General features: G+C 47.1%; 17 protein-coding genes. 8 read left to right on the top strand and 9 right to left on the bottom strand.

What is annotated here, in order from left to right:
* Positions 1–84: 84 nt before the first annotated feature.
* The 3 genes from FS818_RS14905 to FS818_RS14895 all read right to left on the bottom strand — a co-directional run bounded on the left by FS818_RS14905 (position 85) and on the right by FS818_RS14895 (position 5,632).
* Entirely contained in the window at positions 85–2,232 is a 2,148-nt protein-coding gene (locus FS818_RS14905; RefSeq protein ID WP_145332961.1) for an alpha/beta hydrolase family protein, read from the bottom strand.
* Positions 2,233–2,722: 490 nt separating this feature from the next.
* Positions 2,723–4,492 (bottom strand): dihydroxyacetone kinase subunit DhaK, encoded by a 1,770-nt coding sequence (dhaK, locus tag FS818_RS14900; RefSeq protein WP_145332960.1) that lies wholly within the window; start codon positions 4,490–4,492, stop codon positions 2,723–2,725.
* Positions 4,493–5,632 carry a glycerol dehydrogenase gene (locus FS818_RS14895; protein WP_145332959.1) on the bottom strand — a complete coding sequence of 380 codons (1,140 nt, stop codon included), beginning with the start codon at positions 5,630–5,632 and terminating at the stop codon, positions 4,493–4,495.
* 367 nt (positions 5,633–5,999) lie between these two features.
* Here FS818_RS14895 and FS818_RS14890 point away from each other — a divergent pair, with 367 nt between their 5' ends.
* Positions 6,000–7,031 (top strand): PocR ligand-binding domain-containing protein, encoded by a 1,032-nt coding sequence (locus FS818_RS14890; RefSeq protein WP_145332958.1) that lies wholly within the window; start codon positions 6,000–6,002, stop codon positions 7,029–7,031.
* Between the two features lie 106 nt (positions 7,032–7,137).
* The gene (locus FS818_RS14885) at positions 7,138–8,127 is read left to right on the top strand and encodes an aldo/keto reductase family protein (protein WP_145332957.1); all 990 of its coding nucleotides are present in this window, start codon (positions 7,138–7,140) and stop codon (positions 8,125–8,127) included.
* On the opposite strand, the gene FS818_RS14880 is transcribed toward FS818_RS14885, so the two are convergent.
* From FS818_RS14880 to FS818_RS14865, 4 genes are read right to left on the bottom strand one after another with little or no spacing between them, the layout of a single operon-like run.
* Entirely contained in the window at positions 8,066–8,752 is a 687-nt protein-coding gene (locus FS818_RS14880) for a LysR family transcriptional regulator (protein ID WP_260989879.1), read from the bottom strand. The two genes, FS818_RS14885 and FS818_RS14880, sit on opposite strands and share 62 nt — an antisense overlap.
* A gap of 28 nt (positions 8,753–8,780) precedes the next feature.
* Positions 8,781–9,254, bottom strand: a complete 474-nt coding sequence (locus FS818_RS14875; protein ID WP_145332956.1) for an SMI1/KNR4 family protein — start codon at positions 9,252–9,254, stop codon at positions 8,781–8,783.
* Positions 9,251–10,345 carry a threonine aldolase family protein gene (locus FS818_RS14870; protein WP_145332955.1) on the bottom strand — a complete coding sequence of 365 codons (1,095 nt, stop codon included), beginning with the start codon at positions 10,343–10,345 and terminating at the stop codon, positions 9,251–9,253. The genes FS818_RS14875 and FS818_RS14870 overlap by 4 nt, the downstream gene beginning before the upstream one ends.
* A gap of 14 nt (positions 10,346–10,359) precedes the next feature.
* On the bottom strand, positions 10,360–11,220 hold the full coding sequence (locus FS818_RS14865; protein ID WP_145332954.1) for a LysR family transcriptional regulator: 861 nt from the start codon (positions 11,218–11,220) through the stop codon (positions 10,360–10,362).
* 212 nt (positions 11,221–11,432) lie between these two features.
* Here FS818_RS14865 and FS818_RS14860 point away from each other — a divergent pair, with 212 nt between their 5' ends.
* From FS818_RS14860 to FS818_RS14835, 6 genes are all read left to right on the top strand, one after another.
* Positions 11,433–12,425, top strand: coding sequence for a quinone oxidoreductase family protein (locus tag FS818_RS14860; RefSeq protein WP_145333465.1), 993 nt, complete (start codon positions 11,433–11,435; stop codon positions 12,423–12,425).
* A gap of 83 nt (positions 12,426–12,508) precedes the next feature.
* Positions 12,509–12,811, top strand: coding sequence for a hypothetical protein (locus FS818_RS14855; protein ID WP_145332953.1), 303 nt, complete (start codon positions 12,509–12,511; stop codon positions 12,809–12,811).
* A gap of 55 nt (positions 12,812–12,866) precedes the next feature.
* A complete protein-coding gene (locus tag FS818_RS14850) occupies positions 12,867–13,085 on the top strand; it encodes a bacteriocin immunity protein (RefSeq protein WP_145332952.1) in 219 nt (72 codons plus the stop codon).
* A gap of 26 nt (positions 13,086–13,111) precedes the next feature.
* Complete coding sequence (locus tag FS818_RS14845; RefSeq protein WP_145332951.1) at positions 13,112–13,633, top strand: HEAT repeat domain-containing protein; 522 nt, start codon at positions 13,112–13,114, stop codon at positions 13,631–13,633.
* Entirely contained in the window at positions 13,633–14,046 is a 414-nt protein-coding gene (locus FS818_RS14840; RefSeq protein WP_145332950.1) for a hypothetical protein, read from the top strand. Before FS818_RS14845 ends, FS818_RS14840 begins: the two co-directional genes overlap by 1 nt.
* Positions 14,047–14,295: 249 nt before the next feature.
* A complete protein-coding gene (locus FS818_RS14835) occupies positions 14,296–15,087 on the top strand; it encodes a formate/nitrite transporter family protein (protein ID WP_145332949.1) in 792 nt (263 codons plus the stop codon).
* A gap of 236 nt (positions 15,088–15,323) precedes the next feature.
* On the opposite strand, the gene FS818_RS14830 is transcribed toward FS818_RS14835, so the two are convergent.
* The gene (locus FS818_RS14830) at positions 15,324–15,776 is read right to left on the bottom strand and encodes an acetyltransferase (RefSeq protein WP_145332948.1); all 453 of its coding nucleotides are present in this window, start codon (positions 15,774–15,776) and stop codon (positions 15,324–15,326) included.
* A gap of 278 nt (positions 15,777–16,054) precedes the next feature.
* A complete protein-coding gene (locus FS818_RS14825; protein ID WP_145332947.1) occupies positions 16,055–21,028 on the bottom strand; it encodes a DUF4132 domain-containing protein in 4,974 nt (1,657 codons plus the stop codon).
* Positions 21,029–21,049 lie beyond the last annotated feature (21 nt).

Below are 21,049 nucleotides of genomic sequence, written 5' to 3'. Positions count from 1 at the left end.
TTCCCGTGTGTCTACCACAACCAGCATAGTCAGTCATCGGAGTGGTCAGTGTAATCTAAGGCTACGCCATATCTTTTTTTCACATTAAACCAAGTTCCAGAAGAGAACGGTATTCGCCACCGTCACCATCGTAAACAGCAACGTATTAACAAATGCCGCGAGCCATACATTGTTTGTTTTCTCAAACAATTTGCGTGCGTATACGGCAGCGATAATCAGACATGGCACCAGCGCGAACAACAGAATGCCGTTCAGTGCTTGAGTTGGATACAGCGCCACACCTGTCATAAAGTCTTTGCCATACTGTGCCAGCATCCACAATACCAGTCCGCCGACGTTCAGTACAATCGCCAGGAACATTCCTCCTCGTTTACCGCGGGTGTTGGCATTGAGCGCAACAGCACTTACAAAGTAATAGATCAGGAAGAGCGGAGCATAACGCAAGGCAGTCACGAAATGTGCCTGTTCAAACGTACGTACCGCAAATGTCCAGATGCGGAAGTCCGTTCCGAAGATCGCCTGCACCGCGAACAACAGTGCATACCCGATTACAATCGCGAGTACAGCTGTCACAAGGCTGGCGATAATTGTGCCAATGTTCAGGCTAATGCCGTAATCACTGAAACGAGTGCCTGCATCCTTTTTGGAGAAATAGTGGAATGCAAAGGTCACCAGAATCATAATCAACGCCGATACCAATGCCCAGTATACGATCTGGTTCGTTGTTGGTTCATTGAAGTATGTGCCTGTAACGACAATTTTGTTTGCATAGTTGAATACAATCCACATTACCAGAGATACAACGGCGAGCAATATACTGCCTACGCCCATGTTTTTCATCCGGCGGCTTGCAGCATAATCATTCTTTTTGCTGCCAGCCAGGACGAATCCAATGACTGCACCAAGCACACTTACGATGAACAAGATCAGAGCAATAATCCGTAGTACGTTCAGTCCATCGGCTGATTTATCCATCAGTGTTGGGAAAAGAATAGCCGGAATCAGCGTGCTGAACGCAATCGCGAGCCAGTAGACTGTACGTTGCTTGCCACTTACAGCAGCGGATACTGTTGCAATCTCGTTGCTAACCGCTTTACGTAGCAATGGCAGTCTGAGCAACAATGTAATCAACGGCACAATCATCAGGAAGAAACCGATCAAGGCTACAAAGTTAAAGGCTTCCTTCGCCCACCAGATCTGATTGTCCGCTCCAAGATTGGCATTGGTCTGGTTCGGTGACGTTACTCCATTAAAGGCATGAGCGTAAAAGTCGATCAGATGTCCCGTCGTTGTTGGAGAGAAATGGTTCCACGGGTGAGTCTGATTCGGAGTGAACATGATGTGCTCGCCCGTTTGCGAAGGACGTACCACTTTGCCATCAACCATCAAGTCACCAGACTGAACTTCCCGGAATTTGTCCGTTTCCGCTCTAGGTGCATCTGCCGCGAGACCAAGGAATGCTTTACCTGAGATGGTTGCGGCAAAATCCTTACGCATTACGGTACCTTTGATTTCTTTTTCAGCGGCTGTCTTCTCTTCGTCGGATTTGTTGAAGAAAAACTCGTCATACTTACCGGCAATCATCCCTACTGTACGGCTTCCAAAAGCTGCTTGTAGCTGATCCTGCGGAGCCACGGCAGCGGCATACGAATAATCCGCGCCTACAGAGATGCCTGTATAGATCATACGGTGTCCTGTTTGCAGTGAAGTCATCTCGTCCATGTACATGGAGAGCAGTGTCGAGAATCCGCCCATGGAGTGACCGCTAACGGCAACGTACGCGTTACCTTTGTCATCCTTTTTCGTGAAGTCCTGATCATAGATATATTTAGCCGCATCGAATTGAGAATAGATCCAGAACGTGCCGAACATATCTTTCACCGGAATAGGTGCACTCCAGCGAGAATCCCCATGATCATACATATCGAGTGCCAGCACGATGTAACCACGTCTGGACATTTCAATGGCAGGTGCATCCTGCATTTCTTTGGTGTTCAAATAACCATGCGTCGTAATAATAACCGGTCTTTTGTCATCGGCACCCGCGCCTTTTGGCATGTACAGCAGACCCGATAACGTTCCGTGATCGGCCTGGAATTTGATCTCTTTAACCTTGACGGAATAGAAGGATGTGTTGAACATGCCGGCAAACAAGCTGCCGAAAATGACTAGAACGAGTGATAAAACCAGCAACCCCTGCGGTTTTTTCAAGAATGATGTGACTGTTCTCATTGGTTGGCTCCTTTAAGCAATATAAAATGCCATATAACTTGAACTCCATATATTTACACATGCAATTCGATGACAGAATAACCTTCCGATCGCTGTTATCCCCAGATTTTTTGATTCCCTTTTAAAAAGGGAAAATCCGGTGATAAAGGCGAACGCTTCGCTTCTTCAGGTTTTTTCTGTCCTCTCCGTTATTGTGTAATTTAATAGTTCAAATTATATAGATAAATAGATATCACTATGCATACGCTTCCGCTTATATAATGAGCGAAACAGCATGTCATAATGCAGTAAACAGTAGGCGCCAACAATAAATCCAAATTGAGCTATTTAAATTTGATGTAAATGAGTACATGTAAATATTGACTCAATATGGCCTAAAAAAGGCACACATAACGACGCCGGACTCCGGCGCCGTCACCTGTGTCAGTTCATATCTGTATAGCCCTGTATATCTATATCGTCATACAAGCAAAATTTAATGAACTCTCTCTTACTTCAAAGACTCGGACAGCTCAGTGAAAATAACACCCAGCGCATACGCGCCAGCATCCGGATATCCCAGGCTACGGTCACCGACCGTACCTGCACGTCCCATACGCGCTACGATGTCTTCCGTTTTCTTCGCGCCTTCAACCGCTGCGGCCGCACCTTTGGCAAATGCAGACTTGAAGTCATCGCCAGATTCCGCGCTTTGTGTCCAGGCATCTGCACATGGAACGAGTGCATCGATCAGTGTTTTATCGCCTACAACCGCACCTCGTCCGAAGGAACGCTCACCTGTTGCCTGAATGCCTTGTACCGCTGCCTGCATCATTTCTGCGAATTCAGCGACATTCAAATGTTGCTTCTCACCTACCGCTTTGCCCGCTGCACGGAATGCCGAACCCCAGATTGGGCCGGATGCTCCGCCGCAATACTCCATGATCACCAGGGAGCACGCATCGAGGAATGACCCGATATCTGTTTTCTCTTCGTTAAGGATGTGGTTCCACTCACGCTTCAATTGGCGGAAGCCTTTGGCTACACTCATTCCGAAGTCGCCGTCACCGGCATGGGAATCGAGTTCACAGAACGGTACTTCGTTCTTAATGATGATCTCGCCCATTTTATCGATCAGGTAAACCATGTTATCCAGCGAGAACTGATTATTTTCAACAACAGCTACTGATGCATCCGTCTGCACCTCATAGGATACTGGAGCGTCTTCCGTCACAACTGCTTCGAGCGCTTCAGAGTAAGCAACTTGTGCCACTGGAGGACCAGACACTTTAAATGCAGGTGTGTCGCTTTCCTTAAACAACAAGGTTTTCAATTCGTCATCCAGCTTCAGAATCGTTACCGATGCACCCGCCATGTCAATACTGGTCATGTAGTTGCCTACAAATGTCGTCGCTACGTTAAGACCTGCATGTCCTGCAAGCTCACGTTGAACCGAGTTGTTGAGCAAGTACAGTTCTTGCAGAGGTGTCGCACCAAAACCGTTCACAAGCACAGCAATCTCGGCAGACGCATCCTGATCCAGCTTCATATCTTTGAGTAATGCGGACACCATACGTCCCGCAAGCTCATCTGCAGAGACGATTTTCTCCCGGCGAATACCCGGCTCACCATGGATACCTACCCCGAACTCCATCTCGTCTTCCGCGATTTCGAAGGTTGGTGTTCCCTTGGCAGGAACCGTACAAGACGTGAATCCAAAACCGATGCTGCGCACGTTCTGTGCCGCTTTCTCCGCAACGGATTTCACTTCTTCCAGACTACGTCCTTCTTCCGCTGCGGCGCCGGCAATTTTATGAACCAGAACGGTTCCGGCTACTCCGCGGCGTCCTACCGTGTACAAGCTGTCTTGCACAGCAATGTCATCTTCTACACGTACATATTGCACGTTGATGCCATCTTCTTCAGCCAGATGCGCTGCGTTTTTGAAATTCATCATGTCGCCGCTGTAGTTTTTGATGATAAGCAGTGTACCTTTGTTGCTTGCCGTTGCTTTGATCGCTTGATATACCTGGATTTGGGAAGGGGATGCAAATACATCTCCGCACACCGCCGCATCCAGCATACCTTTGCCGACATAACCAGCATGTGCTGGCTCGTGACCACTGCCGCCGCCGCTGATCAGGCTGACTTTGTCCGCTTGAATCTCTCTGCGTTTGATCACTTTATATTTTTTCAGGAATTCCAGCTCCGGGTGCGCGAGCGCAATCCCGTTGCACATTTCCATGACAACATGTTCAGCCTGGTTGATGATTTTTTTCATTTATTTTGCCTCCTGGCGTGCTTTGTACTCCCGTCCGATTCGGTCAGCTGCTGCAATCGCTGCGGCTACTTCAGGAACTGTAATCGGGAATGGCATCGCGTGGATGGATTCCTCAGGAATGCAAGCAATCTCTGCTACTTTCAACAATTCTTCTTGTGTGATGGTTTCTACGCCGATATCTGCAAGACTTACAGGCAATCCTACGGAAAGACAGAAATCCATCACTTGGTGCAATTCTTCGGTTGGTGCATTTTCAAGAACGAGCTGTGCAATCGTACCGAAGGACACTTTTTCACCGTGGAAATAGTGGTGTGTGCCTTCCAGAACCGTCAGACCATTGTGAATCGCGTGAGCTGCAGCCAGACCGCCGCTTTCGAATCCAAGACCGGACAACAGGATGTTGGTTTCTACGATGTTTTCCAGGGCTTGAGTTACCACGTTGCTGTCACTCGCTACCTTTGCTTTGGCGCCGTCTGTCAGCAACATTTCGTAACACAATTTAGCAAGCGCCAGCGCTGCATTGGTTCCTACAGCAGAAGGTGTGTATCCTTCACGGGAACCCATCGGCAGACTTGCATTCACACGGGAATAAGATTTGGATGTCGCTCTTGCCTCGAAGTAAGTGGACAATGCATCTCCCATACCGGATACGAGGAACCGTGTTGGTGCGTTAGCGATAACGGTAGTATCTACAAGCACTACGCTTGGGCTTTGTTTGAAATATGCATAATCGTCAAAAGAACCTTCCGGTGTGTACAATACTGCCGAGTGACTTGTCGGTGCATCTGTTGCTGCAATCGTTGGGCAGATAATCAGTGCATCGCCTTCAGCTACACATTTTGCTGCATCAATGGCTTTACCGCCGCCTAGACCGATCGTGCATGTACAGCCTTTTTCTTTCGCAATTTCTTGCAAACGAGCGACTTCCTCGCGTGAGCATTCGCCTCTAAAACCGCTTTCAACAAACGAGATATTGAATTTCTCTGCTGTTGCATCCAGTTTAGCTTTGACACGTTGTACATCATCCGGATGAGCAATCAACAATGCAGAATCTCCGAAGGATTTTACGAAATACCCCAGGTTCAACAATTCGTCTTCGCCTTGCACGTACTTGGTTGGGCTGATAAATGCTTTTCTCATAATATGATATGCCTCCTAAAAGTAGATTTAATAGAATGTCTTGCGGTGCAACGCTTGTCCCTCTTGACTGATATTCAGAGATTAAGGTGCCTTGCTCCGTGTTACATCAAATTTTAATTGTTGCAATTGACCTAAATATAACGCAGAAGCAAGAGGTTTACAGTGGACTTTGATAACAAATTATTATAATTTGCAATCGTAATTTTTTGCTTTTTCGCGTAATCGTGGTATGTTATTGTCATGAGATGGTTGAATTTTGACCTCCCATGTTCCATTACCCGTCCTGTTCACGTCTTAATATGTACAACTTTCAACTTTTTAACGACTCTCCGATCAAAGAATTCGGTCTGCCACGGAGGTTTTTCACATGATTAAAGAATATCTGCACATCAATAAAATACTCGATCTGGATAAGTGGAAACGCCTTCAGGATTCCCTTGCCACCGTCACCAAACTTGCCATTCTTACCGTCGATTATAAAGGCATTCCCGTCACAAGCCATAGCAGCTGTCAGACATTTTGCCAGAACGTTCGCAAAGACCCCGAGCTTCTTCCTTATTGTCAAAAATGTGACTCTCGCGGCGGTCTGGAGGCTGTTCGCCTTAACGAACCTTACGTTTATCTCTGTCATTTCAATATCATTGATATTGCGATTCCAATTACAATTGATGGCAAATATATTGGCGCGGTGATGGCTGGACAAGTCAAATTGGCCGATCCCGAGAAGGGAAGAGATCTGGAGCAGATCGTGACGTCCAAAAACGTACCCATGCATGATGCGAAAATGAAGGAGTTGCAGGCAGATTACGACCAATTACCCGTCATGACGTATGAGGAGATTGTAAAAATTTCGAATATGTTGTCGCTACTGTGCAACTATATTGTAGAGGAAGCTTTGAATAAAAACCTTCTAGTCGAGATGTTCGAGAAGGCTTCTGGCAATCAGGAGTCCGTTAACTTGTCCACCATTCTGCCAGGGTATTCGATCCGCAACATCGAGTCGATTAAAAAGGAAATGACCAATGCCATTGCGGATGCTTATCTCAAAAACAGTCCCAGTGATACGGAGAGTCTCAATCCGGTACTTCAGCCTGCTTTTGAATATATCCATAGCCATAAGAGCGAACAAGTATCGCTCAAACAAGCCGCCGAGCTGTGCCACTTGAGTCCAAGCTATTTCAGCAGGTTATTCGCCCGGGAGACAGGTGAAAACTTCACCACCTATCTCGCCAAGCTCAAAGTCAAGTGGGCCAAGCAGCTGCTGGAGGTCACGGACATGCCCGTTTCACAGATCAGCGATGAGCTGGGATTTAATGAATCGGGGTATTTTATTAAAATATTTAAAAAGTTCGAGGAAATCACGCCCGCCCTCTATCGTAAATATATTCAGGAGAGCTGATTAACCTGTGATATGTTTTCCATATCAATCATGCGCTTAATAGATATTTCACCTAATTATCTGCACTTGCTACAATGGAGTCCAGATTAGTAAGGAGGCATGACAAATGGAATATCGCAAATTGGGAAACAGCGGTTTAACCGTCAGCGAGATTTCGCTGGGCAACTGGATTACACATGGATCACAAGTTGATGATCCAACAGCACAAGCTTGTGTCCAAGCTGCATTGGAGGCAGGTATTACGACATTTGATACGGCAGACGTATATTCGGATACCAAGGCGGAAACTGTGTTGGGACAGGCTCTCAAGGGAGTACCAAGAGAGAGTATTGAACTATGCACCAAAGTCTGTCATCCAACCGGCCCAGGTCACAATAACAGAGGACTTTCCCGCAAACATATTATGGAAGCCTGCAGTGCTTCATTACAACGATTGCAAACGGATTATATCGATGTCTATTACGCTCACCGCTATGATATACACACTCCACTGGAAGAGACATTCCTTGCATTTGCTGATCTTGTTCGTCAAGGCAAGGTTCATTATATTGGGGTTAGTGAATGGACAGCTGCTCAGATTGAGCAAGGCTCCGTACTAGCTAAAGAGTTGCGTGTACCTTTCATCGCGAGTCAGCCGCAGTATTCAATGTTATGGCGTGTAATTGAGCAAGAAGTTGTGCCCGCAAGTGTACAGGCAGGTCTGGGACAGATTACATGGTCTCCACTCGCTCAAGGCATACTATCGGGTAAATACCTTCCGTATGAAGCAGTGCCACCCGGATCACGAGCAGCAGTCCAAGCAGGGAAACCCTTCTTCAACAAGCTCGCCGGTCGTTGGTTGCACGATGATGTGCTGACTGCTGTACAACAGCTTCTTCCTCTAGCGAAGGAACTAGGTCTAACTCTTCCTCAACTCGCTGTTGCCTGGGTTCTTCATCATCCCTACGTCAGCTCAGTGATTATTGGGGCATCCGGGCCAGAACAAGTACTGGAAAATGTAAAAGCTTCCGGTGTGAAACTGGATCAGGATATCCTCACTCGAATGGATGAAATATTAGGAAAATGGATTGAGAGGAATCCTGTCCTGACAGGTTAATATAGTTTAGTCGTTCTTGTCCATGTGTATAAAACGGGTGACCACACCCTGATTCATGTCCGTCCGCCAAGTCAGTAATCGACACTTGAATCTGCTCTGCCAAAGGGTGATCGTCTGGAACCACCACCATTAACGTTTCTTCCTGGAAGATCTGGAAAGACACATTTGGCGTATGCTCCTGATATCGTAAAAATCCAATATGGATCTGTCCATCTTGCAGTGCCTGCAGCTGTTCAGAAGATGCCATCTCACGCAGTGTAATTTCGATCTGTGGGTACGCTGCTCGAAATCGCCTTAACACATCGACCATCATACTGCCTGAAGCCGAATCCACAAAAGCTACCGTTATATGACCAACGATGCCTTGGTCAACCTTCTGTGTGAGATGGATCGATCGTTCAAGCTGAGTCAAAATTAATCTTGCCTGATCCAGAAATACGGCTCCCGCAGGTGTTAGCCTAACCATCTTTTTCGTACGTTCCAACAGCTTAACACCTAGTTCTTCTTCTAAATTTTGGATCTGTTGGCTCAGCGGCGGCTGAGTCATATTTAATCTTTCGGCCGCACGATGGAAATGAAGTTCCTCCGCCACGGCGATAAAGTAACGTAACTTTCGAATATCCATTACACCTGATACACCTCCCCTCTCCCCGTTACTTCATCTGCTCCTCCACCCAGATGGCAGACTCTGCATGCATCGTCATGATTGCACAAAAATCAGACTCGATCTCTACTAACGGAACATCCTCCCCGCTGTCATGAATGAGCATCATCACTTTGCCAGAGGTCTCATCCAGAACGGCTATACTACCCTCACCAAATCCGCCGATTGGAAAAAGCTGAAGCCCGCCGGGCAGGTCGTATTCTTGCTCGTACTCTCGATATGCATCCAGAAACTCGGGATACGCCCAGTCTAGCTCTTTTACTGAATACAAAGCGGGGTCACCAAAGTTACAGGCCCCGAATTCTAGCAACAACGCTCGGTATGCCGCAGGAAGCTTCACTTGGTACTTTTGCTCAAAATTCTCGATGTCCTGCTCGGTTTCAGGTTTACTGCCACTTCCCATCGTTGTACCATATGCTTGCACCAACAACTCTCGAATCGGGTCTAGTTCCACGGATCTCATCTGTTTTGTAACTCCCCATCCAGCCAAGTTAGTGCGGCTCGTAGCTTGTCCTGCGGCACCGTATCGTATCGATCCCCTGTCGACATTTCGAATGAGCAGCTATTACCTCCGGTTTTGTTCAGATACGATGTAATGGCGATATCAAACTTCTGCGCCATCTGCACGAGCAAGGGCTCTACCTCGGAAGCTGCGAGTGCAAAGTGAACGTGAAACATATTGGACACAGGCTGATCAGGAACCGTTCTGATTCCGTGGCATGCATTAAACAGTGAGGCCAGTTCCTTGGCCTGCTCGTAATAATGTCCCATTTTGCCAACACGTTCGTTGTAATAATACCGGGAGCTGAGAATATACGGGTACAACCCGATCAAGTCGCCGCCATGCCGCCGTTTCCACACCTTGGATTCCTGCATGATGTCCTGTTCCCCAGCAAGAATAGCTCCTGCAATGCCGCCAATACCTTTGTAAAAAGAGATGTATACACTATCAAACAAACTGCAAATCTCCGCAGGTGTTTTCCCATAATAAGGTGTGATCTCAAACAGCCGTGCTCCGTCCAGATGCAGCTTGATCCCTTGCTCGCGGCAATACGCCGAGATTGCTTCCAGTTCCTCGTAAGCCGGCAGTTGCCCGCCAATTTCACGCTGCGGTAGCTCAAGTAACAAACAAGCGTATTTCGCTTTAATCCCTTTCACATCGCCCAGTGTAATCAAACGATCCGCCTCGCCCAGCAAAATGCTTTCAATCTGATGCAGCTCCTTTAGCCCATCTTCTTCATGAATCTCCAGGTGAGACAGCGGATGATACGCAACTCGCTTGATACCTGCCCGGTCACACCAGATGCGAAGTGCAATCTGTTGCGCCATCGTACCACTTGGGAAAAAAACCGCCGATTCCTTCCCTAGCACATCTGCCATCTCCTGTTGAAACTCATCAATGATTGAGCCATTCCCGTAGTGGTCACTGAACGTTTCTCCATCCACCTGTTCCAGCGCTTCCTGCAGCACTTTCACTTTGCGGCTGCCGTGCCCGCCTACAATGTACGCCGCCTGACCGAATGCGTCGGTAAGTGTTAATTTGTTATTTGCCAAAATCAACCTCTCCTTTACTGTTCCGGTATCGTCATAATCTCCACTAGAGCCTGAAGTGCGTTAGAAGTATGTTCACCATGAGCATACACAAATCCTACTTCCAAACGAGAATACGGATCAGGCAGTGATACAATGTCTACCTCACCTCTGGATGCCGCTTGAACCACCGAAGAACGGGGCAATAAGGACACGCCTAACCCGGAAGTAACGCCGTTAATAATGGTATCGAGTGTCCCATATTCCATGACGTTTAATGAATGAACCCCTTGGGTTTTCAAAAAATCCTCCGCCTGAGCTCGGTGCGTGCATCCAACCTCAAAAAATAACATCGGCTTGCTGAGCAGTGTTGACATGTCATGTTCGCCCGGTTTAACGATGAGCACCAGTTCATCGTCATACATTTTTATATAATTCAGCTTCTCATGTTTGACCGGGCCATACACCAAAGCGCCATGTAACTCATGGGCGATAACCTTCTGATTCAGCTCGTGTGTGCCACCAGTGACAAGGGAATAACGTACCTTCGGATAACATGCGCAGTACTCCGCCAGAAGCGGTGTCAGGAAACGGGAGGCTGCAGTCTCAATCGAACCCAAACGAAGGTTTCCTGTCGGTGGACTTCCTTCCTGTGCGGCCTGCTCTGCTTCATCTAATAATTCCAATATTCGATCTGCGTATCCCAGCAGGTTCTCCCCTGCCGGAGTGAGCAGCATCCCCCGATTAGAGCGATGAAATAACGGCACTTGAAGCTGATCTTCCAATTGTTTGATCCGTGTGGTCACGTTGGACTGAACATAATTAAGTACAATAGCGGCTTTGCTGATACTGCCTTCGCGGGCAACCGCCTGGAATATTTTCAAATCACCTGCATCCATTTGCTTTTCACCTGCTTGTTTTTATGTGAACGTTTCTTATCTATCAATATTCATGATACTGACCTTCATTTTTGTTTATTTTACGTGTTTCCATCTCACCTGTACAATGACTCCGTAATGAGTCGTCTATCTACCTTATAAGAGCTCTAAGAACGATGACAGAATAACTTATATCATACAGGGAGGTAACATCCATGAACGTATCCAAAACGATGAATGCAATTATACATTCAGGTCAACCCGGCCTTGAAGGTCTTCAATATTCAACCTGTCCAACACCTGAAGCAGGCCTCGGACAAGTCGTTGTAGAGCTTCGCGCAGCTGGACTTAATCACCGGGATCTCTTCATTATGTCAGATCGTACGCCTCAAGACACGCCGCTTATTCCCGGATCGGACGGGGCAGGCATTGTGGTTGAAGTCGGCAAAGACGTGCAACATATCTCCATAGGCCAAGAAGTCATCATTCATCCGACGCTTGGCTGGGAGCATACCGCAGACGTACCTGTCGTTCCAGATATAGTCGGAGGCCCTTCGGATGGAACACTAGCACAATATATCACGTTGCCTGCCAGCAATGTGCTGCCCAAACCTGAACATCTCTCCTGGATCGAAGCTGGTGTATTGTCTCTGTCCGCGCTAACGGCTTATCGTGCGCTGTTCACTCGCGGCGGGCTGAAAGCAGGCGAGCACCTTCTAATTCCGGGCATTGGAGGTGGCGTCGCTACGTATGCCCTGCTCATGGCTGTAGCTTCTGGAGCCAAGGTAACCGTAACCTCCAGAAGTGAGGTTAAACGAATGGAGGCATTGCGTCTTGGGGCTGATCAAGCCTGGGATAGTCATTCGGATTGGAATAACACGATGAATTCTGGCGAGCCTGTAGACATCATTCTGGACAGCATTGGACACGTGATGTTTCCCAAATACGAAAGTGTCATCAGACCTGGCGGGCGAATTGTGATGTTTGGCGCAAGTTCAGGCGATGATTTACATCTGCCGATTCGTTCGATCTTTTTTCCGCAGATCAGCTTGATCGGCACTTCTATGGGCAGCCGTGAGGAGTTTGTGCAGATGCTGGATTGGGTAAAAAAACATAAGATTCACCCTGTGGTAGACAGCACTTATCCACTGCAAAATACGGCACAGGCGTTTGAACGCATGGAAAAAGGCGAGCAGTTCGGCAATATCGCGATTACGATGCACTAAACAACGACCTTTTTACCATGAACTTTCCCCTTATCAATGATAGACTAATGCTTAGACTGGTCTTCAGATAGGGGGTTTTGTCTTTGACTCGTTTTCTTAAACGTTACATGAAACGCGCTATCATTGTGCTGATTGTATTTTTGCTCTCTGCTCAGATCCCTCTGGTGAAGGAATTGCTGGCTAGAGGAGCTACAACCTTATACGTAGCTGTCAAATATCCAGATCAAACGATCACATTTGAACACTTTGAATATGAGCCGCACTTTGGGGAATATATCATTTCTTATAGGGCGTCAAAAGGTGCTGGCCCAGATCTCACATTAGCACCAAAAATGCTACCCATTTTCGTAAAATATGATCGATGGGACGAGCCTATGTCCGACTAAACGAGCCTGCACCACCTTCTCATTTAATACATTTCATTATTCAGGAGGTACTGTAATGTCCAATCATGAACATCTCGTCGTATTAGTTCGCAAAATCATGAACGCGGAAGGGACGGAGCAAGAGTTGGATGATATGTTAACAGAGGTGCAGGAGGCTTTGCCTTATGCAGAGGTTAGCAATCTGATTTTTTGGGACGAACGTGAGTTAACCGCGGAGCAGGTCATAGAGGAGGCGCTTCAAGTACGCCCAATTCAACTCCCACCCCAATCTTGAACTTATTCAGGAGGTGAATGATATACATGTCTAATGAAGATAAAGAAAAACATGTTGCAATTGGATCTCCTCATTTTGATGTAGCCACATCAGGAGAAAAACAGGAAGCACTTCGTCAGATCATCGAATTACATGATGCTGAACTCACTGCGCAAGTCCTTGCTCTTGGTATGAATATGCAGGAGGAAGATTTAGTACGTATCGAAGCTTGGCGTGCCCTCGGTATGGCAGAAACTTCTCCCCTCTTGCCTAACATCCGTGAAGCTGCAGGACAGCTGGTACGTAATCCCGAAGAAGACGAGGATGTACAGATTTATGCTCTACTAGCGTTAGCTCTTCTCCCCGTTACCGAAGCAGAAATTCAGCTGGCTCTGGATGTTATTCAAGCGGAAGCCTACATCCTGGTTCAAAGTGCTGCTTTTGATATTGTAAAAGCAAACAAACATCTCCCACATGCTGTGTTGGCGCTAGAATCACTGCAAACGCATCCCGATTTCGGTACTTCGGCAGCACGGGAACTTCAATCTATCTCGGGTCGTGATCATTAATGAATTCGAACGACAAACAGCAATCACCAGATCAAGCTGGCGAACGTTTAACAGAAGAAACGACTCAAACAGTACATCTTACTCAAGGCGAGATTCATGCCATTCAGAAGGCACTTCTTTTTCTCAAATTTGAATGTGAAGAGACTGAATCCTTGTTGTATGCAGGCAGCCCTTTATTAAATAGTGCACTAAGCAAACTGAGAGAAGCAGACGTTCACGGCGAATATGCCAAACAGTTTCACTCTCGCCCTAATCCCCATGCGGAAGCCTTTATGCGCAATAAGCTGGAACGGTCTTACGCCGAAGAGCATGTTCCGCATGAACGGACAGAAGCACAACTGAATGACATTTGGCAGAGTTGCATGTTCCCTTTTCCCGTGGAGCAATACAAGCAGGAGCCTGATCCCAAATAGATTAAAGCCCTTCCCTTGTGGAAGGGTACCCTACGTGAGTTGTTTATACATTAGTTTATCTCGTTAAGCGTTTCTACGTTAAGGTTCCTATCTTGAAGATTTCTGTACAATCATACATACGCCAGCCTTCGGATTCTCGGCGATCTAATAATCTATAGTTTAAATTCTTTCATTTCGGTCCACTATTGAAGCAAATTACAGGTATAATGTAGAAAAGTTGGATGATTCATTACATACAGGAGGCGAATTATGGAAACGGAAGGTTTACGGGGTGTCGAGCAGCTTGCTATGAAGAAACACAAAATCTACAAGCAAAGTTTGCTGCGATATCTGTCACGCTCCATGCTGGCCAGCATGTTTATCGGCTTCGGGGTCATCGTGGCTTTTAAGACGGGCAATTTCTTCTATATGGAGAATTCCCCGTTTACATACCCGATGGCGGCCATTACGTTCGGTGCGGCAATTATTTTGATTGCCTATGGCGGCGGTGACTTATTTACAGGCAATACGTTTTATTACACCTATGCGGCATTACGCAAAAAGCTGCGCTGGCTTGAAGTCGTTAAGCTGTGGATTGCGAGCTATAGCGGAAATCTGATGGGAGCGGCGGTGTTCGCGTTGCTGATCTACCTGACGGGACTATTTGATTCAGCCCAAGTTAACGGTTTTCTGCTAAGTGTAGTCGAGCACAAAATGGAAGCCCCGGCGATGCAGCTCTTTTTCCGCGGAATCCTCTGTAACTGGCTTGTGTGCCTGGCGTTCTTTGTGCCGATGTTTATGAAAGAGAATGGTGCCAAAATGTTTGCCATGATGCTCTTTGTGTTCTGCTTTTTCATCTCGGGATATGAGCACAGCATTGCGAATATGTGTACGTTTGCGATTGCGCTTGTGTTAAACCACCCGGGCACGATCTCGTTCGGTGGTGTGATTCACAACCTGGTGCCTGTGACGCTTGGTAATCTGGTGGGGGGCGTGTTGCTGATGGGCTTCATGTATTATGCAGTAAACAAACCGTTCCTGGACGAGGAAGAGAAACATTAATTTTTTTGAAAAATAGCCCCTCCCTGCCCGGTTTAATGACCGCGGTTCACCAGTAAGGGAGACTCAAAACCCCGGTGGTAACTCCCATACAGGAGTTACCACCGGGGTTTTTACTTTTACCTGTCGTCACTTTACTCGACAGGCTTGATGAATAGCCGCACTGAACCAAACATGCGAAGTAATTCAGATTCATTTTAAACCATTCTCACTCAAGCCTGACAGATGATTTCCCCTAATTAAGCCTCTGCTCGCTTCATCTCCAGATGAAGCAACGGAAAAGGATTACCTGAGCTGTCCAGTTCAGATCGTCCTGTCTGTACAAATCCCATCTTCTCATAAAACCGGGCTGCATCCTCATTCTGCTCATTTACATCTACTCTAAGCTCAGTGCCCTTCATTTTCATCGTTTGATGAATCAGAAATCGCCCAACGCCCTGTCCCTGAAAATACTCGTCCACGAACAGCATCTCAATAAAGCTATTGTCCAGACCGATGAAAGCGATCGGTTCTTGTTCAGTATCCAGCGCTTCCCATATTTCTACTTGTTTTTGTTCCAATGCTTCACTGACCATCTTTTTATAAAACAGAATGTGGTGCTCCTCCAGAAATGTATGCGTTGCTCGAACAGCACGCTCCCAGATGGCTACTAACTTGGCGTGATCCTGCTCCCGATAAGGTACCATTAACATGTCTTGTGCACTCTCCTTTGCCTGAAAACATAATGTAGCTCAGAATCCCATTCATACTTACTCGTGTACCGATTCGTATGTACCTTGATTCCTGCGTATATCTTAACATATCCTGTCATCCTCAGCATCTGCAAACAACACTATTATATAGGCCAATCCAATGCATAGATTACACCGCTGCTTCTCTCATTAAAAAATGGTATAACCAATAGACCGCCTCAAGTGAGGCGGTCTAAATTCATTCAGGCGCACTAATGCTGCACCTCTACCTTTTATCTTTAATTCTGAAGCTGTGCAAGAATCTGCGGATCTTTAATTTTCTTGTCCTCAGCGAGCAGTACGATCTTGGACAGAATCTCGGCAGTTCTTGGATCTTCATCCAGGAACGGCAGGAAGATTCGTCCGCGATGCTGGCTATGCACAGGCACGATATACATTGCACCAGTGGCTTGCCTGAAGACATTGCCGCTTCCCAAATGAACGGCATATTCACCCAGTTCACCATCGATTCGTGCATAATTGCCGTCCAAACGCACATTATCCATCTTGAGCAAACGCAAAGACTCACTCACAATGACATGTCGCATCTCTATGGTCGTCAGACTTGCCTCTGGGTCCACACCGCCCACATGTGCGATGCTAACCACGAGATCAATGTCACGCATGACCTCAGAGAAGAACACCTGCGGTACATCCTTCAGTTCTACAGGTTTATACGTGCGACGATCATAGAATTGAACGGTCTCCAGCGTAGGTGCTTCCGTATCTGCTGGAGAGAACCAGTCCGCCATTGCATAGAGGTTAGCGATCAAGTTATGCTCATAACTCACCTTTTGCAATCCCTCTTCATAACTTACCGTCCACTGACGGCTTTTCAACAAACTTACCGTTTTATTCGGCTGAATCTGATAACCTGCATAGCGGCGAGAAACCATACCTTGAGCAAGCTCATCTTCATTTGGCAGATACAGTTCGCGGAACACTTGTTTAAACGGCTGACGTTCCTGACGAACAAACAGATCACGCTGGAATTCACTCCACTTGCCGCTCTCATACAAATGCAGCGGATGCGCAATCAGCAATTGATCCTCTTCCTTCAAGGCATAAGTAACTCCCTCTGTGCCTGGAGCAAGCAATCCACCGGAGGCAACATCAAATCTTCCAAGCTGTTCACCTGATTTGAAGATCAACGTCCTGAGTAGCGGATGAATAACCGGATTGAGCATCAGACTCGCGATCTCCTGACGAGCAAAGGTCGTGCCTGCTATCATGGAACGCTCCAGTTCCTGTCTAGCGCGTCGATACTGATCGGTCAGATCGGACTTCAACTCCTTTAACTGTGCAATGTATCCGTCCTTTTTGAGACGAGCCGGAACCGACTTCAGCACTTTGCCTTTGCTGACAATGACGAGATCAGACTGCCCCTCCTCATCAATGACGAGTTGAGCCGTCGTATCGTCGTCCAGTGCATACGGTTCGAAATACGATTTCACCTCATCCAGCTTACGCGCTTCCATATCCCACATGAGACGTGTTACATCAACATAACCCGCGTTTCGTGCAAGGTTACCCAGTGCAATCTGGGAAGCCAACCCTTCACTCGCGCGCCGCTGTGCCCCGAACTGCTTGCTCTGCAACTGGAACTTCTGGATAAAGTCGTAACGCTCTCTTACATCCCGATCCCGTTCCTCTGCCAGCGGAATCAGACTGTAGGTCAATAAATGATCCTTGTTACGCTTGTCAGCGACCGAATCATGCATGTCCTTCAGACTGAGTTTGCCAAGCGCAGCATCCGCGAACAATTGTGATCTGCGATGGTTGGCTCCGCCAGAGATATATTTGGCACAATCGTATAACAGGTTGAATCGCTCTTCTCCAACCTCAGCATAAGCCTCTTCAAACCAGGCGATATCGAAGGCCCCATCATTAAAGTCCTGCGGGGTAATTGGAGAATAATGCGCAACAATTGTTTCCTTCTCCGCACTGAATTGTTCATTGATGTGAGCATGGAAATACCAAGCCGCACTGCGGAGTCCTTTCCAGCCTAGATGTTTCGCCACAAGTTCCATCCATTGCGGTGCATACATGGCGGCCTCCAGCAGCTTTTTCTCCTTAACCGGATACTTCTGCAACAATTCTGCCAGCAGCTGCTCATCTTCCCCAGTCCGTGGATGACAGTGCTTAATCAGATAACTGAACATTTCTTTACGCGTTGTATTCCCTTCACCATAACTATAAATATACCCACGAACAAACGTATCCTGATCCATGGCCGCAACCAGATGCACCCAATGTTCCATGCCCTCAATGCGTTCCAGTTTCATAGCCAGATTACTCACTTCAGTGGATAGTTCTCCCCGGGTCAGTTCAATCTCCAGAATGCGATTGACCACCGTATCTCGCAGATGAATCAGCTTCGGATCATCTTTGATCCGCTCTGTACGCGCCGAGGTCATGTCACGGATGAACAAATAACGTGACTGTCCGACCAACAGCTGACGGTAAATCTCCTGATCGTCAATCAGCTCTAATTGATAGGCTCGCAGGAAATCATCGAGTGACAGGAGAGACAACGGATGGTAAGGCTCTACCAGATGAGAGAATTGATAAGCTGTCTGGAAGTATCGCTTAAAGCTCGCATCGTTATACACGGCATTCCGGACGATATATTTCCACGGGTCTGTCAGAATCTGAAGCATCCCCATTTCCTTCTCCATCTGCTCTCCAGGCATACTTAAAATAATGGAAGCCCACGTCTTCTCTGCAGTCTCAAAGATTTCAGCTGAATCACTATCCAGAAATGCAGCTGAGATCAATGTATGAACCTGGTCCTTATATGGCAGTGTGCCCATCATCTCGTGCAGCTTCACCATCTCATTCAATGGGTAGGTCTGTTCGGCAAATGTTTTGCGCCAACCCTCTAGTAATGGCATCTTCCTTAATTGGTCGTAATCATACTGCTCTCGATAAAAGGAGTAATGTTCATCCAAGGTGCCGTTCAGCTTGCCTAACTGCAGTTCGACATATAGCTGTAACAGTTCAATACTCGTTAGACCGTTTTGCTCGAAATACTGCTTCCACACTTCTTCCAGCGGAAACTGATCCAGTTGTTTCATTTTCGACCGATCGCCATAAGGAACCTTGGAACGAAGGCTGGTTCCAACTAAGAGAGTATCTTTGTAACCTGCATAGTACTCCACCACATATTCATGATCCCTGTGCTCATGAACCAGTTCATTTAATCCTTTCAGGAAAGTACTGATCTTATCCAGTGAACCATTAAATATATCCTTCGGTTTGTTGCCAGAAAGGTCACGTTTTTCATCCAACAGCGGCTGCCGTTGATTCGGGTCAAATAAACCATATCCGTTGGAGGCCGTGTAACGACTTCCTTCATCCAGCAGTTTGTCGAGCAGCTTCTGTTCCTTGGCTGTAGGCTTCTCTAGTTCTTCTGCGAATGGCTTGAGCTGTTCCAGCTGCTCAGTCCGTGTTGCATCCGTCTTAATCTCGGTTAGCAATTCAAGCACACCCAGACGCTGTAGCTCATTCTTCGTTCTCAGTAATCGCTGAACTGAATCCTTCAAATTTTCAACAGGCTGCAACAGCAGAACTTGAATTACCTTTTGCCGGAGTGATCCCGTTTTGAGCCTCAACAGTACTTCCATCTGCTGCAACTCATCGCCAGTTAGCGAGAGTCGTTTCACCTTTTGCAATGCACTTTCACGGTTACTCATGCTTTTGTCAGACAAACTTTCAAACACAAACTGGCGCTGCACCTCGTTATCAGGCTCTTGCACAAACTGCGACAGAAGCTCTCCGCGCATTTCGGGGCTTAATCGATCCTTGAGAGCAATAATCTCAGCAATCCAGTCCGCATCCATATCATAAGCAGCCAAATACAACATTTTTTTGATGACGTCATCACTATCGATCTGATAGTTCACAAAATCCAGCACACCTGAAGACCCGCCTGCACCGCCCTTAGGAATGAAATCCAGCATCTGTTTGAATTGATCAAAATCATGGCGCCGTGCCTGTTTATCTTCAAGCACATCCCAGCGAGGCACATAGACACTGCGTTGGTGTTCTCCCTCTTCAAAGCTCCAATTGTGCGAATACGCCGCCGTATAATTTTTCACAACCCAGTGAATCAATTCCGGTTGCTGTACACCCAGATGATTACGCGCCATAGCAAGACGAAGCCCCAGGTACTGGCTGTTGGCCAGAACGTACTGGGCTACAATCTTCTGGTACATCTCACCCTGTTCCATGATCTCTGTAACCTTAGGCTGCAAGTCATTCTCTTCAATGACCGCCGTTGCCCACAGACTGATGTACAGCTTGTTGGCATTTTTCTCCTGTCTCCACGACTCACGAATATCCTCATGTACTAGCGCTTCGTAGACCTGTTCAAGCAATTGTGTCGCCACACGCTGGTTGGCCGCTTCGATCCCGATCCCTGTCCACACGCCCAATGCTCTGACGACAGAGCTGAAGCGAATCAGATTGTTGTCCAGAATGATTTTTAATATGTAAATATACGCTTCTAACGTGCCTTCGTCCATTCGTTCCACAATGCTCTGACGAAGTCCTTCCTGCAGTCTGGCTGCAACCAGGAGTTCACCCACCATGTGATAGGCTTCGGCCTGTTCACTCATAAAGATACCCTTGATCATTTCGCCCGTCAGCAATGCAGTCTGGTTATCCCCATAAATAATATCGTGCAGTGCCTGCTTGACTTCTATGTTCGAATGATCCAGTTCATAAGCGATACAGTCGGGCAATACCGAACGGAACTCATGCTGATGAAGCATGTTTGGCTCGCGAACGGTTAAATACTCGTTCAAACTAACCCCTCTGGCCTCCATCCGAAATAAACCAAGCAACTTGCGCATCACATGAACGACATGTTGTCTTGGATCGGAGGTCCGGAAAGGTCTGCGTTCATAGCTTGTACTATATGGATACAGCGTAGCTCCTTCAGCAATATAGCGGAATTTGGAAACAAACGCTTCAGAGGCCAGGTGCTCAAGCACCTCAAGGATCGGCTGGAATAATGGCTGCTGCGTTTCCAACGCAATGTTGACAAGCTGTCTTTCTATATTAAAATAGTCCTCTTCATCCCCACGCAAGTATGTTGATTCTGCCAATGTTATTACATATTTCGCTACTTCCAGCTTTGCCCCTGTAAGCGTAGCTGCTTTCTCCTGTAATCCCTCAATATACGCCTCTACCTGAACTTCCTGATTCATCCTGTTCTCCTCCTTGTCATA

It is taken from the genome of Paenibacillus xylanexedens, assembly GCF_007680605.1.
GTDB classification, from domain to species: Bacteria; Bacillota; Bacilli; order Paenibacillales; family Paenibacillaceae; genus Paenibacillus; species Paenibacillus xylanexedens_B.
The sequence above is the reverse complement of the archived record's forward strand: the minus strand, read 5'-3'. Positions and strand labels throughout refer to the sequence as shown.